General features: G+C 45.4%; 24 protein-coding genes. All 24 read right to left on the reverse strand.

Annotated features, from left to right (window positions below; genetic code table 11):
- Nucleotides 1-69: 69 nt before the first annotated feature.
- Nucleotides 70-606: a bL17 family ribosomal protein gene (locus AC6I3O_RS21260; protein WP_497852585.1), complete on the reverse strand. Its 537-nt coding sequence runs from the start codon at nt 604-606 to the stop codon at nt 70-72.
- A gap of 92 nt (nt 607-698) precedes the next feature.
- On the reverse strand, nt 699-1,658 hold the full coding sequence (locus AC6I3O_RS21265; protein WP_497852586.1) for a DNA-directed RNA polymerase subunit alpha: 960 nt from the start codon (nt 1,656-1,658) through the stop codon (nt 699-701).
- 30 nt (nt 1,659-1,688) lie between these two features.
- A complete protein-coding gene (gene rpsD, locus AC6I3O_RS21270; protein ID WP_497852587.1) occupies nt 1,689-2,282 on the reverse strand; it encodes a 30S ribosomal protein S4 in 594 nt (197 codons plus the stop codon).
- A gap of 82 nt (nt 2,283-2,364) precedes the next feature.
- Nucleotides 2,365-2,760 (reverse strand): 30S ribosomal protein S11, encoded by a 396-nt coding sequence (gene rpsK / locus AC6I3O_RS21275; protein ID WP_004607272.1) that lies wholly within the window; start codon nt 2,758-2,760, stop codon nt 2,365-2,367.
- Between the two features lie 44 nt (nt 2,761-2,804).
- Nucleotides 2,805-3,173 carry a 30S ribosomal protein S13 gene (gene rpsM / locus AC6I3O_RS21280; protein WP_497852588.1) on the reverse strand — a complete coding sequence of 123 codons (369 nt, stop codon included), beginning with the start codon at nt 3,171-3,173 and terminating at the stop codon, nt 2,805-2,807.
- Between the two features lie 370 nt (nt 3,174-3,543).
- A complete protein-coding gene (gene rpmJ / locus AC6I3O_RS21285) occupies nt 3,544-3,657 on the reverse strand; it encodes a 50S ribosomal protein L36 (RefSeq protein ID WP_005339020.1) in 114 nt (37 codons plus the stop codon).
- A 202-nt stretch (nt 3,658-3,859) separates the two neighbouring features.
- Nucleotides 3,860-4,078 (reverse strand): translation initiation factor IF-1, encoded by a 219-nt coding sequence (gene infA / locus AC6I3O_RS21290; RefSeq protein WP_004607275.1) that lies wholly within the window; start codon nt 4,076-4,078, stop codon nt 3,860-3,862.
- Complete coding sequence (locus AC6I3O_RS21295; protein WP_497852589.1) at nt 4,060-4,329, reverse strand: KOW domain-containing RNA-binding protein; 270 nt, start codon at nt 4,327-4,329, stop codon at nt 4,060-4,062. Before AC6I3O_RS21295 ends, infA begins: the two co-directional genes overlap by 19 nt.
- 18 nt (nt 4,330-4,347) lie before the next feature.
- Complete coding sequence (gene map / locus AC6I3O_RS21300) at nt 4,348-5,118, reverse strand: type I methionyl aminopeptidase (protein ID WP_497852590.1); 771 nt, start codon at nt 5,116-5,118, stop codon at nt 4,348-4,350.
- A 4-nt stretch (nt 5,119-5,122) separates the two neighbouring features.
- Entirely contained in the window at nt 5,123-5,767 is a 645-nt protein-coding gene (locus tag AC6I3O_RS21305) for an adenylate kinase (RefSeq protein ID WP_497852591.1), read from the reverse strand.
- A gap of 229 nt (nt 5,768-5,996) precedes the next feature.
- Nucleotides 5,997-7,313: a preprotein translocase subunit SecY gene (gene secY / locus AC6I3O_RS21310; protein WP_497852592.1), complete on the reverse strand. Its 1,317-nt coding sequence runs from the start codon at nt 7,311-7,313 to the stop codon at nt 5,997-5,999.
- Nucleotides 7,313-7,753 carry a 50S ribosomal protein L15 gene (rplO, locus tag AC6I3O_RS21315; RefSeq protein ID WP_497852593.1) on the reverse strand — a complete coding sequence of 147 codons (441 nt, stop codon included), beginning with the start codon at nt 7,751-7,753 and terminating at the stop codon, nt 7,313-7,315. Before rplO ends, secY begins: the two co-directional genes overlap by 1 nt.
- A 25-nt stretch (nt 7,754-7,778) precedes the next feature.
- Nucleotides 7,779-7,958 carry a 50S ribosomal protein L30 gene (rpmD, locus tag AC6I3O_RS21320; protein WP_491867984.1) on the reverse strand — a complete coding sequence of 60 codons (180 nt, stop codon included), beginning with the start codon at nt 7,956-7,958 and terminating at the stop codon, nt 7,779-7,781.
- 14 nt (nt 7,959-7,972) lie between these two features.
- Nucleotides 7,973-8,482, reverse strand: coding sequence for a 30S ribosomal protein S5 (gene rpsE, locus AC6I3O_RS21325; RefSeq protein WP_491867983.1), 510 nt, complete (start codon nt 8,480-8,482; stop codon nt 7,973-7,975).
- A gap of 14 nt (nt 8,483-8,496) precedes the next feature.
- A complete protein-coding gene (gene rplR, locus AC6I3O_RS21330) occupies nt 8,497-8,865 on the reverse strand; it encodes a 50S ribosomal protein L18 (protein ID WP_491867982.1) in 369 nt (122 codons plus the stop codon).
- Between the two features lie 17 nt (nt 8,866-8,882).
- Nucleotides 8,883-9,425, reverse strand: a complete 543-nt coding sequence (gene rplF, locus AC6I3O_RS21335) for a 50S ribosomal protein L6 (protein WP_497852594.1) — start codon at nt 9,423-9,425, stop codon at nt 8,883-8,885.
- A gap of 362 nt (nt 9,426-9,787) precedes the next feature.
- Nucleotides 9,788-10,189 carry a 30S ribosomal protein S8 gene (gene rpsH, locus AC6I3O_RS21340; RefSeq protein WP_497852595.1) on the reverse strand — a complete coding sequence of 134 codons (402 nt, stop codon included), beginning with the start codon at nt 10,187-10,189 and terminating at the stop codon, nt 9,788-9,790.
- Between the two features lie 14 nt (nt 10,190-10,203).
- Entirely contained in the window at nt 10,204-10,389 is a 186-nt protein-coding gene (locus tag AC6I3O_RS21345) for a type Z 30S ribosomal protein S14 (RefSeq protein ID WP_497852596.1), read from the reverse strand.
- Between the two features lie 12 nt (nt 10,390-10,401).
- Nucleotides 10,402-10,941 (reverse strand): 50S ribosomal protein L5, encoded by a 540-nt coding sequence (gene rplE / locus AC6I3O_RS21350; protein WP_497852597.1) that lies wholly within the window; start codon nt 10,939-10,941, stop codon nt 10,402-10,404.
- A gap of 23 nt (nt 10,942-10,964) precedes the next feature.
- Nucleotides 10,965-11,276: a 50S ribosomal protein L24 gene (rplX, locus tag AC6I3O_RS21355; RefSeq protein WP_159750275.1), complete on the reverse strand. Its 312-nt coding sequence runs from the start codon at nt 11,274-11,276 to the stop codon at nt 10,965-10,967.
- Nucleotides 11,277-11,289: 13 nt separating this feature from the next.
- Nucleotides 11,290-11,658: a 50S ribosomal protein L14 gene (gene rplN, locus AC6I3O_RS21360; protein WP_016220065.1), complete on the reverse strand. Its 369-nt coding sequence runs from the start codon at nt 11,656-11,658 to the stop codon at nt 11,290-11,292.
- Nucleotides 11,659-11,677: 19 nt separating this feature from the next.
- Entirely contained in the window at nt 11,678-11,932 is a 255-nt protein-coding gene (rpsQ, locus tag AC6I3O_RS21365) for a 30S ribosomal protein S17 (protein WP_497852598.1), read from the reverse strand.
- A 175-nt stretch (nt 11,933-12,107) separates the two neighbouring features.
- On the reverse strand, nt 12,108-12,311 hold the full coding sequence (gene rpmC, locus AC6I3O_RS21370; protein ID WP_491867979.1) for a 50S ribosomal protein L29: 204 nt from the start codon (nt 12,309-12,311) through the stop codon (nt 12,108-12,110).
- A complete protein-coding gene (gene rplP / locus AC6I3O_RS21375) occupies nt 12,301-12,738 on the reverse strand; it encodes a 50S ribosomal protein L16 (protein ID WP_491867978.1) in 438 nt (145 codons plus the stop codon). Before rplP ends, rpmC begins: the two co-directional genes overlap by 11 nt.
- Nucleotide 12,739 lies beyond the last annotated feature (1 nt).

The raw sequence follows: 12,739 nt of genomic DNA on the forward strand, positions 1-12,739 counted from the left end.
AACATAGAATAGGGCAAAAAAAGACGAACAAGAACATCTTTCTTGCTCGTCTTTTTCATATTTTTAATCTTATACAAGCTCAATCAGAACTTCCATAGCAGCATCGCCCTTACGCTGGCCAATCTTAACGATTCTTGTATATCCGCCGTGACGGTTCTCATACTTTGGAGCAATCTCATCAAAGAGCTTCGCTACAAGGTCTACCTGCTTGGTGTTCCTCTTTCTTCCCGCTGCCTTCTGCGGCACATCCTTTACAGGATACAGGACTTTCAGCATCTGACGGCGTGCGTGCAGCCTGCTTGGCTTATCCTTCTTAATCTTCTTGTCTACTTCGTCGTAAACCGTAACCTTCTTGCCGTCCACAACTTCTTTTACTCTCTTGCCGTCCTTGTCCTTGCGGGCAACCTTAGCCTTTACGGTAACTTCCTCGTAATTGTCTCTCTCTCTTACTGCCATTGCAATCAGGCCTTCCGCAATCTTACGGATTTCTTTTGCCTTTGCTTCGGTAGTCACAATCCTTCCATGGTTAATCAAAGCTGTTACCTGATTTCTCAGCAATGCTTTTCTCTGGCTGGACGTCCTGCCCAGCTTTCTATACTTAGCCATCTTTCTTTTCCTCCATTTCTACACTTGGTTACGCTTCTTCGGGCTTACTAGCCAAATGCTTCCACCGCACACTTCGGATTTACCGGTGAAACTTACTCTTCGCCTCTGCTCAACCCTAATCCCAACTCATCTAACTTCGCAAGCACTTCCTCTAACGACTTCCGTCCAAGATTCCGCACTTTCATCATATCTTCCGGCGTCCTGTTGGTCAGCTCTTCTACCGTATTGATTCCTGCCCTCTTCAAACAGTTGAAGGAACGGACAGACAATTCCAGCTCGTCGATACTCATCTCAAGGACTTTCTCTTTCTCATCGTCCTCTTTCTCAATCATGACCTCCGCAGCCTGAGCCACCTCTGAAAGGTCGATAAAGAGCTTCAGATGCTCGCTCAATACTTTAGCCGCAAGGCTGACCGCCTCGTCCGGAAGCAATGTCCCATTGGTATATACGTCTAATGTCAATTTGTCAAAATCTGTAATCTGTCCGACACGCGTGTTCTCTACCGTAAGGTTCACACGCTCCACCGGGGTATAGATAGAATCAATCGGAATCACTGCGATCGGCAATTCATCATTCTTATTCTTGTCAGAACTTACATAGCCCCTGCCCTTTGTGATGGTCAGTTCCATATATAACTTACTGTCTGCCCCGCCGTTCAATGTCGCAATAACCGTCTCCGGATTCATGATCTCAATATCCTGATCCACCTGAATATCCGCCGCCGTGACAACGCCTTCTCCCTCAAACTCGATATAGGCGGTCTTTGGTTCATCTGTGTCGCATGTATTCTTGATTGCCAGGGACTTCAAGTTCATGATAATCTCTGTAACATCTTCCTTAACACCCGGAATCGAACTAAACTCGTGAAGAACGCCGTCAATCTTCACCTGACTGATCGCAGCGCCAGGCAGAGATGAAAGCATAATCCTTCTCAGAGAATTCCCTAATGTCGTACCGTATCCTCTCTCAAGAGGCTCTACAACAAATTTTCCATATTTCTTATCTTCTGAAATCTCAGTTATCTCAATATTGGGTTTATTAAAATCAAACACTAAGTCCACCTCCTGTGGTGTTACGGTTTATTATTTAGAATACAGCTCGACAATCAACATCTCATCTACAGGAACATCGATGACATCACGCCTCGGGAGCTCCTTTACTGTCCCTTTCAGATTCTCAAGGTCAGCATCCAGCCATTCCGGAACAAGACGTCCTCCTGTAGCTTCCACAATCTCCTTATATCTCGGAGAGCTTTTATGCTTTTCTTTGATTTCAATCACATCCCCTGCCTTAATCAGATAAGAAGGGATGTTGATCTGCTTTCCGTTTACCAGAACATGCTTGTGGTCAACGATCTGCCTTGCCTCACGTCTTGTCCTTGCAAGACCTAATCGGAATACGACGTTATCCAACCTTGACTCTAAGAGCCTCATCAGGTTCTCACCGGTCATGCCGCTCATGCGCTGCGCCTTCTCGAAATAGTTCCTGAATGGCTTCTCTAATACGCCGTAGATGAATTTTGCTTTCTGCTTCTCACGTAACTGGAGACCATACTCACTCATTTTCCGATTGGTTCTTTTTAACTGTCTGTTCGACTTCTTATCAATTCCCAAATAAACCGGATCCATGCCAAGGGATCTGCATCTTTTCAGAACCGGGACTCTATTCACTGCCATGTTATATTACTCCTCCTATTTTTCTAATAAGGTTGTTCTTCTCGCCTTCGCTCGAAGAACGGGTAAAAATCTAAGCTCGAAGCTAAACTCTTCTGCGCTTTGGTGGACGGCATCCGTTGTGCGGTACAGGAGTAACGTCCTTAATGCTGGTTACATCAATTCCACATGCCTGAAGGGCACGAATCGCTGCTTCTCTACCTGAACCTGGTCCCTTTACCATAACATCAACGGATTTCAGACCATGTACCAATGCCGCCTTAGCCGCTGTCTCAGCCGCCATCTGCGCTGCATAAGGGGTAGATTTCCTTGAACCTCTAAATCCCAGACCGCCTGCACTTGCCCATGAAAGTGCGTTACCCTGTGCATCTGTCAATGTAACGATGGTATTATTAAAAGATGACTGGATATGTGCTTGTCCGCGTTCAACGTTTTTCTTGACACGTTTTTTTGTCACTTTCTTTGTAACTTTCTTTGCCATAATAAAACTAACCTACTCTTTCCTTTTTATTTTTTCATTTTATGCTATTTCTTTTTATTCGCAACAGTTCTCTTAGGTCCTTTTCTGGTTCTTGCGTTGGTCTTCGTCTTCTGACCACGGACCGGAAGTCCCTTCCTATGACGGATTCCTCTATAGCATCCGATTTCCTGCAGTCTCTTGATGTTCAGCGCAATCTCTCTTCTCAAGTCACCTTCTACCATCTGTGTCTCATCGATGACCGCGCTGATCTTCTTAACATCCTCGTCCGTAAGATCTCTGCAGCGAATGTCTGGATCAACCCCTGCCTCTGCCAGAATACGGTTAGAACTTGCCCTGCCGATTCCGTAGATATAAGTTAATCCGATTTCAACACGTTTGTCTCTTGGTAAATCTACACCTGCGATACGAGCCATGTGAATTTCCTCCATTTTTCTAAAAATTCTTTTACTGTTTACATACTGTCTTTAATAGGGACTTTAAGGATTCCCCTTTTGTCCAGGCGTGTTTCGGTATCCACGCCCTTTCCGGCCACCGAATGAACCATCCGGTAATGACGGGCCGGCATTAGAAGCAATATACGAAGGATGTTCACCGGCTACAGGTGCTCCTTGTATATCAAATAGTCTACACGCTCCCTGGCGTGTCAGTACTATCAGCCGCCTAATTTGATGCATAAGTCGATGATGTTCTCTTCGCTGTCGCTCAGAGAACGGCCTTCTCACTAAGTTCATCCTGCGCGCCCTGCGCTTGGATTCACTAAGTGTTCAGTGCCACTGCCACTGCCTAGCCCTGACGCTGCTTATGCTTGGGATTCTCGCAAATGATGCGAACGCTTCCTTTTCTCTTAATTACTTTGCATTTTTCGCAAATTGGTTTTACTGATGATCTAACCTTCACGTCAAATCCTCCTTTCATCCATTGCTATGCCAACATTCTACCTGCGTATTTGCCAGACAGGCTATAAGAAGTACACAAATCCTATAAAAATGCCCGAAAACACGCTTATATATTATAGCACCGCCTGTCAAGCAAAGTCAATAGACAATTTCATATATTTCCAAATATATTTCCGGCTTTCTCCAGCAAGAAAGCCCGGCTCCTACTTATCTCTCCAGATGATTCTTCCCTTGGACAAGTCATAGGGTGACAGTTCCAGCGTTACCTTGTCTCCCGGCAGAATCTTGATAAAATTCATTCTCAGCTTCCCGCTGATGTGGGCCAGCACCTGATGTCCGTTCTCTAACTCCACCTGAAACATTGCGTTGGGCAGTTTCTCTACTACAGTTCCTTCGATTTCGATTACGTCAGCTTTTGACATGTCTTACTTTCCTCCATACTCCATTCTTTTAAAATCCGTTTGATCGCTGTATCATCAGCAGCGGAGACGTCATGTTCCTTTAATATGGGCTGGACATGCTTCTTTTTCTTCTTTTTGAGATGCCCAAGTGTTCTAATGCCGCCGTCCGCTAAATATACATATGTGTCGTCCTCTTCGATTATAACATAAACTTTTCCCTTGTCGTGGCCCGCTTTTGAGCGCGCAAGCATACCTGCCTTAAATCCCTCCATCGCTGCATCCTCCGTCTACTAAAGCGCTGCATCTTGGTCTGTCAAGGTCAAAAGCCTTGGTTCTCCCTCTGTGATCAATACCGTATTCTCGTAGTGCGCGGAAAACTTATGGTCCTTTGTCACGACGGTCCATTTATCCTCCAGCCATTTCACTTCCCAGGTTCCCATATTGATCATCGGTTCAATCGCCAGGGTCATTCCAGCCCTGAGCTTCACGCCTTTTCTGTCCATCTTATAATTCGGTATCTGAGGCGGCTCATGCAGTTCGGTCCCGATTCCATGTCCGCACAGGTCGCGTACCACTCCGTATCCGTACTTGCCGGCATGGCTGTCAATCGCTGCCGCAATATCACATAGATGATTGCCAACTTTTGCAAACTTTATACCTTCAAAGAAGCATTCCCTCGTCACCCTGATCAGAGTTTCCGCCTCCTTGCTGATTTCCCCGATGCCGTAAGTCCTTGCGGCATCGGAGTGATATCCTTTATAGATTACGCCTGCATCCAGGCTTACGATGTCCCCCTCCTTTAGAATCCGGTGTTTATCCGGAATCCCGTGGACGACTTCATCATTGACCGAAACACAGATTGACGCAGGATAGCCGTCATAGCCAAGGAAGGATGGGATACACCCATAGCTTCGGATGATATCCTCCCCCAGCCTGTCTATGTCCTTGGTACTCATTCCCGGATGAAGGGCTTTCTCTAACTCATTGTGAACAATCTCCAATATACGTCCGGCTTCTGTCATTAATTCAATCTCTCTCGCCGATTTTATCGTAATTGCCATATTCTTACTCTCCTAGAATATCCACAATCGTCTGGAATACATCGTTGATATCCACAGTCCCATCAACAGTCCTGAGAATGCCTGCATTCGTATAATAATCAATCAACGGTTGTGTCTGCTCATGGTAAACACCCAGGCGCTTCTTCACCGTCTCCGGCTTATCGTCGTCCCGCAGAATCAGTTCCTTTCCGCAGGCATCACAGATGCCCTCGGTCTTTGTCGGCGCATACTCCAGATGGTATGTAGCTCCGCATCCCACGCAGGCACGGCGTCCGGACATACGGTGTACGATATTCTCATCCGGCACATCTACGTCGATAGCATAATCCATCTTCTCGCCGATTGCTGCCAGCGCCTTATCTAATGCCTCTGCCTGAGGGATGGTCCGCGGGAAACCGTCCAGCACATACCCATTCTTACAGTCGTCCTGCTTTACCCTGTCTACCACCAGATCTACCACCAGCTCGTCCGGAACCAGAAGCCCCTGATCCATATACGTCTTCGCCTTATTGCCAAGTTCTGTCCCATTTTTAATGTTCGCCCGGAAAATGTCGCCGGTAGAGATATGAGGAATGTCGTATTTCGCGGCAATCTTCTTCGCCTGTGTCCCTTTGCCCGCTCCTGGGGCTCCTAACATGATAATCTTCATAAGAAATGTTCCTCCTCTTTATAGCATGATAACCCGCGAAAAGAATCCCGCGAGTTCTACGACAGAAAAGCTGCCACTGACAATCTGCCAAATGGCCGTATATAATAATGAATCCTGCAGCCCATCCTTCTCGGCACGGCAAGCCGCGCAACAGGCTGCCATAAGCTTCGCCGACGTGCCGATGATGCGGATGGCGCATACAGAATTCACTAAAATCAATAATATAATACTAGCTATTTAAAAAGCCTTTATAGTTACGGACAAGCATCTGCGACTCGATCTGCTTCATTGTCTCTAACACAACGCTGACAATAATGATAAGCGAAGTACCGCCGAAAGATACGCTCGCCCCCAGCCAGCCATTGAAGAAAATCGGGATTATCTGAATCACAATCAGCCCGCACGCTCCAATAAAGATGATATAATTCAAAATATTAGTTAAGTATTCAACCGTTGGCCTGCCAGGACGGATACCCGGCACGAACCCGCCGTTCTTCTTCATATTATTGGCAATCTCTAACGGATTGAACGTAATAGAAGTATAGAAGTAAGCGAAAAATACGGTTAGGACAATATAGACTAACAATCCCCATGAATACTGAATCTTCTCCGGATTACACCAGTTCCCCTGGTTCAATCCTCTTAAAATCTCACTGCCTACGCCAGTCCCGTCTCCTTTTCCCAGAAATGATGCAATCACAATCGGGAACTGCATCAGGGATGATGCGAAGATAATTGGAATGACTCCCGCAGTATTGACCTTCAGAGGAATATTCGTAGTACGTCCTCCATACATCTTCCTGCCTGCCATCTTCTGGGAGTAGGATACGGCAATCCTTCTTTCTCCCCCCTGCAGGATGACTACGAATACCACCAATAAGATGATAATGGCAAGAATCACGAGAACCGCAAGCCCTGCTGACGCAATCGGTTTATCTTTCACAAACTGATCAAACAGTGATGTCATATCACTTGGCACTCTTGAAACAATGTTGATAACCAGGACGATAGAGATACCGTTTCCAACGCCCTTCTCCGTAATCCGCTCGCCGATCCACATCAAAAATGCGGAACCTGCCGTCAATGTCAGGACAACAATCGCAGCATTCACGAAATTGAACTTCACCAGAAGCCCCTGGCGTCCGAACCCTACTGCCATCGCCGTAGACTCAAACAGCGCAAGCCCTACCGTAAGGTAACGGGTAATCGCTGCAATCTTCTTCCGCCCGTCCTCGCCTTCCTTCTGCATCTCTTCCAGCTTAGGGATGGCGATTGTGAGAAGCTGCATGATGATGGATGACGTAATGTACGGCGTAATACTTAATGCAAATACGGACATCTGTTCAAAAGAGCCACCAGTGAAAGCGTTAAACAAGTTAAACGCTTCACCAGTGTTCTGTGCGAAAAATTCTTTGATATAATTGGAATTTACTCCAGGCGTCGGTAATTGGGAGCCAATTCTAATTACAACCAGCATCAAAAACGTATAGACAATCTTATTACGGATGTCTTTGATCTGGAATGCTTTCCGAAATGTCTCTAACATTAGATCACCTCTGCTTTTCCACCTACAGCCTCAATCTTCTCTACAGCAGTTTTGCTGAATGCGTTGGCCTGTACAGTCAGTTTCTTCGTCAGTTCACCGTTACCAAGAATCTTAACGCCATCTCTTGGATTCTTAACGATTCCCTGTTCGATCAACGTCTCTACAGAAACAACAGCGTCATTATCAAACACTTCAAGAGCATCGATATTAATACCAACGATTGTCTTGGAATTACGGTTCGTAAATCCTCTCTTTGGTATTCTTCTATATAACGGCATCTGACCGCCTTCAAAGCCCGGCCTTGTTGCTCCGGAACGAGCCTTCTGGCCTTTGTGTCCTTTACCGGCTGTCTTTCCGTTACCAGAACCGTGTCCACGCCCTCTTCTGAAATTATCACTCTGTTTTGCTCCATCCGCAGGTTTTAAGTTTGATAAATCCATTGTGACACCTCCTTATCCGATATAATTATGCTTCCTCTACTTTTACCAGGTGTGAAACCTGTTTAACCATTCCTCTGGTCGCCGCATTGTCCGGCAGGACAACTGTCTTGTTGAGCTTCCTAAGCCCCAATGCTTCTACAGTCTTTTTATGCTTAGGTACGGCGCCAATCGTGGATTTTACTAATGTAACCTTTAAATCTGCCATCTGAATCTGCCTCCTTAGCCTAAAATCTCTTCAATGGATTTACCGCGAAGACGTGCTACCTCTTCCGGAGTCTTAATCTGGCGTAACCCTGCGATGGTAGCAAGGACAACGTTCTGCTTATTGTTGGAACCAAGAGATTTCGTACGAATATTCTTGATTCCTGCCATCTCGATTACGGCACGCGCCGGGCCTCCGGCGATTACTCCTGTACCTTCCGGAGCCTTTTTAAGCAGTACGGATGCGCCTCCGAATTTTCCGGTAAAATCATGTGTGATACTCTCATTATCATCCAATGCTACGGTAATAAGGTTCTTCGCAGCATCTTCTTTTCCTTTGCGGATTGCTTCCGGAATCTCAGTAGCTTTCCCTAAACCTGCACCAACATGGCCATTTCCATCGCCGACAACTACTAAAGCTGTGAATCTCATATTACGGCCACCTTTAACAACTTTGGTTACACGCTTAATTGACACTACTTTCTCATTTAATTCCAGTGAATTAGCATCAATACGTTCTTGTTTCATGTGTGCTCCTCCTTCTAGAAATTCAACCCAGCTTCTCTAGCTGCGTCTGCTAATGCCTGAATCTTACCATGGTATATAAAGCCGCCTCTGTCAAAGACTACATCCTTAATACCTTTTTCGATTGCCTTTTCTGCAATCACTTTGCCTAAATATGCTGCTGCATCAACGTTGTTAGTCTTTTCTAAGTTTGCTTTCACATCTTTCTGAAGAGTGGAAGCGGAAACCAGAGTATTTCCAACTGTATCGTCAATAATTTGAGCATACATATGATTATTGCTTCTAAACACAGCCAAACGCGGGCACTCAGGCGTGCCGCTCAAACGGTTGCGGATTCTTCTGTGTTTTCCTGCGCGAACTTCACTTCTTGATTTTTTGCTAACCATTTTCACACTCTCCTTACTTATTTCTTACCAGTCTTACCAACTTTACGTCTGATTACTTCATCAGCATACTTAATTCCCTTGCCCTTATATGGCTCCGGTCTTCTCTTGTCTCTGATTTCAGCTGCGTATTGGCCTACTTTTTCTTTATCGATACCTTTAACGACGATTTTGTTCTGTCCTTCTACAACAGTCTCCACGCCCTCCGGATCTGTCATTTCAACTGGGTGAGAATATCCAAGACTCAATGTGAGCTTACTTCCGGACTTTGCAGCCCTGTAACCAACGCCGTTTACTTCCAGAACCTTCTGGTATCCTTCTGTAACACCTACGACCATGTTGTTCACCAGCGTCCTTGTAAGGCCGTGTAAAGATTTCATCTTCTTTAAGTCGTTCGGTCTTGTTACAACGACTGTGTCGCCGTCTAATTTAATCTCCATCTCTGTCGGAAGTTCTCTTTCAAGTGTTCCTTTTGGACCTTTTACAGTCACTTTATTATTTTCCGCAATCTCAACGGTCACTCCCGCCGGGATTGTAATCGGCAGTCTTCCTATACGTGACATACCTATATCCTCCTTAACTTAGATTTTCGGAGCAGAACTTCGCGCCTGCTCTGTTTTCAGTTGCTGTGAGTACTTGGTGAGGTATTCCCCGAACCTAGTACGAACGCACATCGCAACACTTAATGAGGTTTTTCACGAATTTAGTGTTGTGATGTTTCCTTTGCTGCAAGTACTTGGTGAGGTAATCCCCGAACCTAGTACGAACGCACATCGCAACACTTAATGAGGTTTTTCACGAATTTAGTGTTGTGATGTTTCCTTTGCTGCAAGTACTTGGTGAGGTATTCCCCGAACCTAGTACGAACGCACATCGCAACACTTAATGAGGTTTTTCACGAATTTAGTGTTGTGATGCTTCTTTGTTACCAGATATAGCAAAGAACCTCTCCGCCTACGCCGAGCTTTCTTGCTTCTTTGTCTGTGATCACGCCCTTATTTGTGGAAATGATCGCTGTGCCAAGTCCGCCGAATACCTTAGGTACATCAGCACTTCCTGCGTATACACGAAGACCTGGTTTGGAAATACGTTTCAGGCCTGTGATAACTTTCTCATTCTTGTCCGCACCGTATTTCAATGTGATGTGGAGCGTCTTGAACACGCCGTCCTCTACGATGTCGTATTTCTCAATGTAACCCTCGTCCAGTAAGATATTCGCTATCGCAAGCTTCATCTTGGAAGATGGCACATCTACTGTATCATGTTTAGCAGTATTCGCATTACGGATTCTTGTAAGCATATCTGCGATTGGATCAGTCATAGTCATGATTCTTTTCCTCCTTACCAACTTGCTTTTTTAACGCCTGGAATCTGTCCTTTGTATGCCAGCTCACGGAAGCAAACACGGCAGATACCATATTTTCTCAAATATGCATGTGGACGTCCACAGATCCTGCAGCGGTTGTATTCTCTGGTCGAGAACTTCTGCTTTTTCTGCTGCTTGATTTTCATTGCTGTCTTAGCCATAATTTACCTCCTTTACTTTTTGAACGGCATGTTAAACTGCTTTAACAGTTCGCGCGCCTCTTCGTCTGTCTTCGCTGTCGTAACAAAGATAACATCCATACCTCTTACCTTGTCGATCTTATCGTACTCAATCTCAGGGAAGATGAGCTGCTCCTTGATACCAAGGGCATAATTCCCTCTTCCGTCAAATGCGTTCGGATTCACGCCCCGAAAGTCACGTACACGGGGTAATGCGAGGTTAATCAGACGGTCAACAAACTCGTACATCTTCTCTCCTCTTAAAGTAACCTTGCATCCGATTGACATTCCTTCTCTCAGCTTAAAGTTCGCAACCGATTTCTTTGCTTTACAGATAACAGCCTTCTGTCCTGTAATCCTCTCAAGATCAGCAACCGCTGAATCCAAAACTTTTGCATTATCTTTTGCCTCGCCGACGCCCATGTTGATAACAACCTTGTCAAGCTTTGGCACTTCCATAATATTCTTATAACCGAACTTCTTATTCATTGCGTCAATGATTTCGTTCTGGTACTGTTCTTTCAGTCTACTCAAAGCACTGGCCCTCCTTCCTCAGATTAATCAATCACTTCGCCTGTTGATTTTGCGTAACGGACTTTCTTGTCTCCGTCCATCTTAATGCCTACTCTCGTCGGCTTGCCCTTGTGTACATACATTACGTTGGAAATGTTGATTGGGCCTTCCTGATGGATAATACCGCCATTCTGGTTCGCAGCGCTTGGCTTTGTGTGCTTTGTCAGCATATTGACGCCTTCCACAACGACCTTGCCGTCCTTCTGGTTCACGGCAATTACCTTGCCTTCTTTATCTTTCTGGCTTCCTGCGATTACTTTCACTGTGTCGCCTTTTTTGATTTTTAACATTGACATCTCACGCACCTCCTTAAAGCACTTCCGGAGCCAGGGAAACGATCCTCATGAACTGCTTGTCACGAAGCTCTCTCGCTACTGGTCCAAAAATACGGGTTCCTCTTGGTGTCTTGTCTTCTTTTATAATAACTGCGGCATTCTCGTCAAAGCGGATATATGAGCCGTCTTTGCGGCGTGTACTCTTTACGGTACGGACAACAACTGCCTTCACTACATCGCCTTTTTTTACAACGCCGCCTGGTGTTGCATCTTTAACAGTCGCAATAATAATGTCCCCGATACTTGCATATCTTCTGGTTGAACCGCCAAGTACGCGGATACACAGCAGCTCTTTCGCGCCTGTGTTATCTGCTACTCTCAGTCTGCTTTCTTGCTGTATCATGCAGGTTTCCCTCCTTATACTATTTCACTTTTTCCATAACTTCGACAAGTCTCCATCTCTTATCCTTAGACAACGGCCTTGTCTCCATAACTCTCACCTTGTCACCGATGTTGCACTCGTTTGCTTCATCATGCGCTTTTAATTTATAAGTTCTCTTTACGATTTTCTTGTAAAGTGGATGTTTTACATGATCTTCAACCGCAACGACAATGGTCTTATCCATCTTGTTGCTGACAACCTTACCCACACGGGTTTTTCTAAGATTTCTTTCCACGGTCTGTCTCCTTTCTATTACAAGGAAGTTCTCCTCACTCTATCCCAAAGCTATTCTCCTCACCTATGTCCGGAGAACGGCCAAAAAGCTAAGCTCATTGATACTCCTCATTCCATTCGGAGTATCCGCTTTCGTACTAGGCTCGAAAATACCTCGCCAAGTACTCAATGCGTCGCTAACCTTTTTGAGTCTGCGTGATCACAGTCTGGATCCTTGCGATGTTTCTTCTTACTTCCTTGATTCTGCTTGTATTATCTAACTGATTCGTTGCGTTCTGGAATCTCAGGTTAAAGAGTTCCTTTTTAGCAGCTACTAATTCTTCGTTCAGCTCTGCAGCTGATTTTGTCTTTAAATCTTCTACAAATGCATTAATTTTCACTGTTATCACCGCCTTCTAAGTCTGCGCGAGAAACTACTTTACATTTACATGGCAGCTTGTGTGTCGCCAGACGAAGAGCCTCTCTTGCAACTTCCTCTGAAACGCCCGCGATCTCGAACATTACGCGGCCTGGCTTCACAACTGCTACCCAATATTCTAAGGTTCCTTTACCAGAACCCATACGAGTCTCAGCTGGTTTCGTAGTTACAGGTTTATCCGGGAATATCTTAATCCATACTTTACCGCCACGCTTGATATAACGGGTCATAGCAATACGGGCAGCCTCTATCTGATTGGATTTAATCCAGCATGGTTCCATTGCAACAATACCATACTCACCATGTGTAATCTGATTGCCACGAAGAGCCTTACCCTTCATGGAACCACGGAATTGTTTACGACGTTTTACTCTCTTTGGCATTAACATG

The sequence above is a fragment of the Sporofaciens sp. St.21A7 genome (assembly GCF_059728535.1).

What these genes read in the sequence shown, in the direction of transcription:
- rplO (WP_497852593.1), bottom strand. Translation starts at nt 7,753, where the DNA reads ATGGATTTATCAAACTTAAAACCTGCGGATGGAGCAAAACAGAGTGAT.
- rplX (WP_159750275.1), bottom strand. Translation starts at nt 11,276, where the DNA reads ATGTCAATGTTAAAAATCAAAAAAGGCGACACAGTGAAAGTAATCGCA.
- rpsE (WP_491867983.1), bottom strand. Translation starts at nt 8,482, where the DNA reads ATGAAACAAGAACGTATTGATGCTAATTCACTGGAATTAAATGAGAAA.
- rplP (WP_491867978.1), bottom strand. Translation starts at nt 12,738, where the DNA reads ATGTTAATGCCAAAGAGAGTAAAACGTCGTAAACAATTCCGTGGTTCC.
- rpmD (WP_491867984.1), bottom strand. Translation starts at nt 7,958, where the DNA reads ATGGCAGATTTAAAGGTTACATTAGTAAAATCCACGATTGGCGCCGTA.
- rplF (WP_497852594.1), bottom strand. Translation starts at nt 9,425, where the DNA reads ATGTCACGTATAGGAAGACTGCCGATTACAATCCCGGCGGGAGTGACC.
- rpsH (WP_497852595.1), bottom strand. Translation starts at nt 10,189, where the DNA reads ATGACTATGACTGATCCAATCGCAGATATGCTTACAAGAATCCGTAAT.
- AC6I3O_RS21260 (WP_497852585.1), bottom strand. Translation starts at nt 606, where the DNA reads ATGGCTAAGTATAGAAAGCTGGGCAGGACGTCCAGCCAGAGAAAAGCA.
- rpsK (WP_004607272.1), bottom strand. Translation starts at nt 2,760, where the DNA reads ATGGCAAAGAAAGTTACAAAGAAAGTGACAAAAAAACGTGTCAAGAAA.
- secY (WP_497852592.1), bottom strand. Translation starts at nt 7,313, where the DNA reads ATGTTAGAGACATTTCGGAAAGCATTCCAGATCAAAGACATCCGTAAT.
- AC6I3O_RS21345 (WP_497852596.1), bottom strand. Translation starts at nt 10,389, where the DNA reads ATGGCTAAGACAGCAATGAAAATCAAGCAGCAGAAAAAGCAGAAGTTC.
- AC6I3O_RS21305 (WP_497852591.1), bottom strand. Translation starts at nt 5,767, where the DNA reads ATGAAGATTATCATGTTAGGAGCCCCAGGAGCGGGCAAAGGGACACAG.
- AC6I3O_RS21295 (WP_497852589.1), bottom strand. Translation starts at nt 4,329, where the DNA reads ATGGAGGGATTTAAGGCAGGTATGCTTGCGCGCTCAAAAGCGGGCCAC.
- rpsM (WP_497852588.1), bottom strand. Translation starts at nt 3,173, where the DNA reads ATGGCTCGTATCGCAGGTGTAGATTTACCAAGAGACAAACGTGTTGAA.
- rplR (WP_491867982.1), bottom strand. Translation starts at nt 8,865, where the DNA reads ATGGTTAGCAAAAAATCAAGAAGTGAAGTTCGCGCAGGAAAACACAGA.
- infA (WP_004607275.1), bottom strand. Translation starts at nt 4,078, where the DNA reads ATGTCAAAAGCTGACGTAATCGAAATCGAAGGAACTGTAGTAGAGAAA.
- rplN (WP_016220065.1), bottom strand. Translation starts at nt 11,658, where the DNA reads ATGATACAGCAAGAAAGCAGACTGAGAGTAGCAGATAACACAGGCGCG.
- map (WP_497852590.1), bottom strand. Translation starts at nt 5,118, where the DNA reads ATGGCAATTACGATAAAATCGGCGAGAGAGATTGAATTAATGACAGAA.
- rpsD (WP_497852587.1), bottom strand. Translation starts at nt 2,282, where the DNA reads ATGGCAGTGAATAGAGTCCCGGTTCTGAAAAGATGCAGATCCCTTGGC.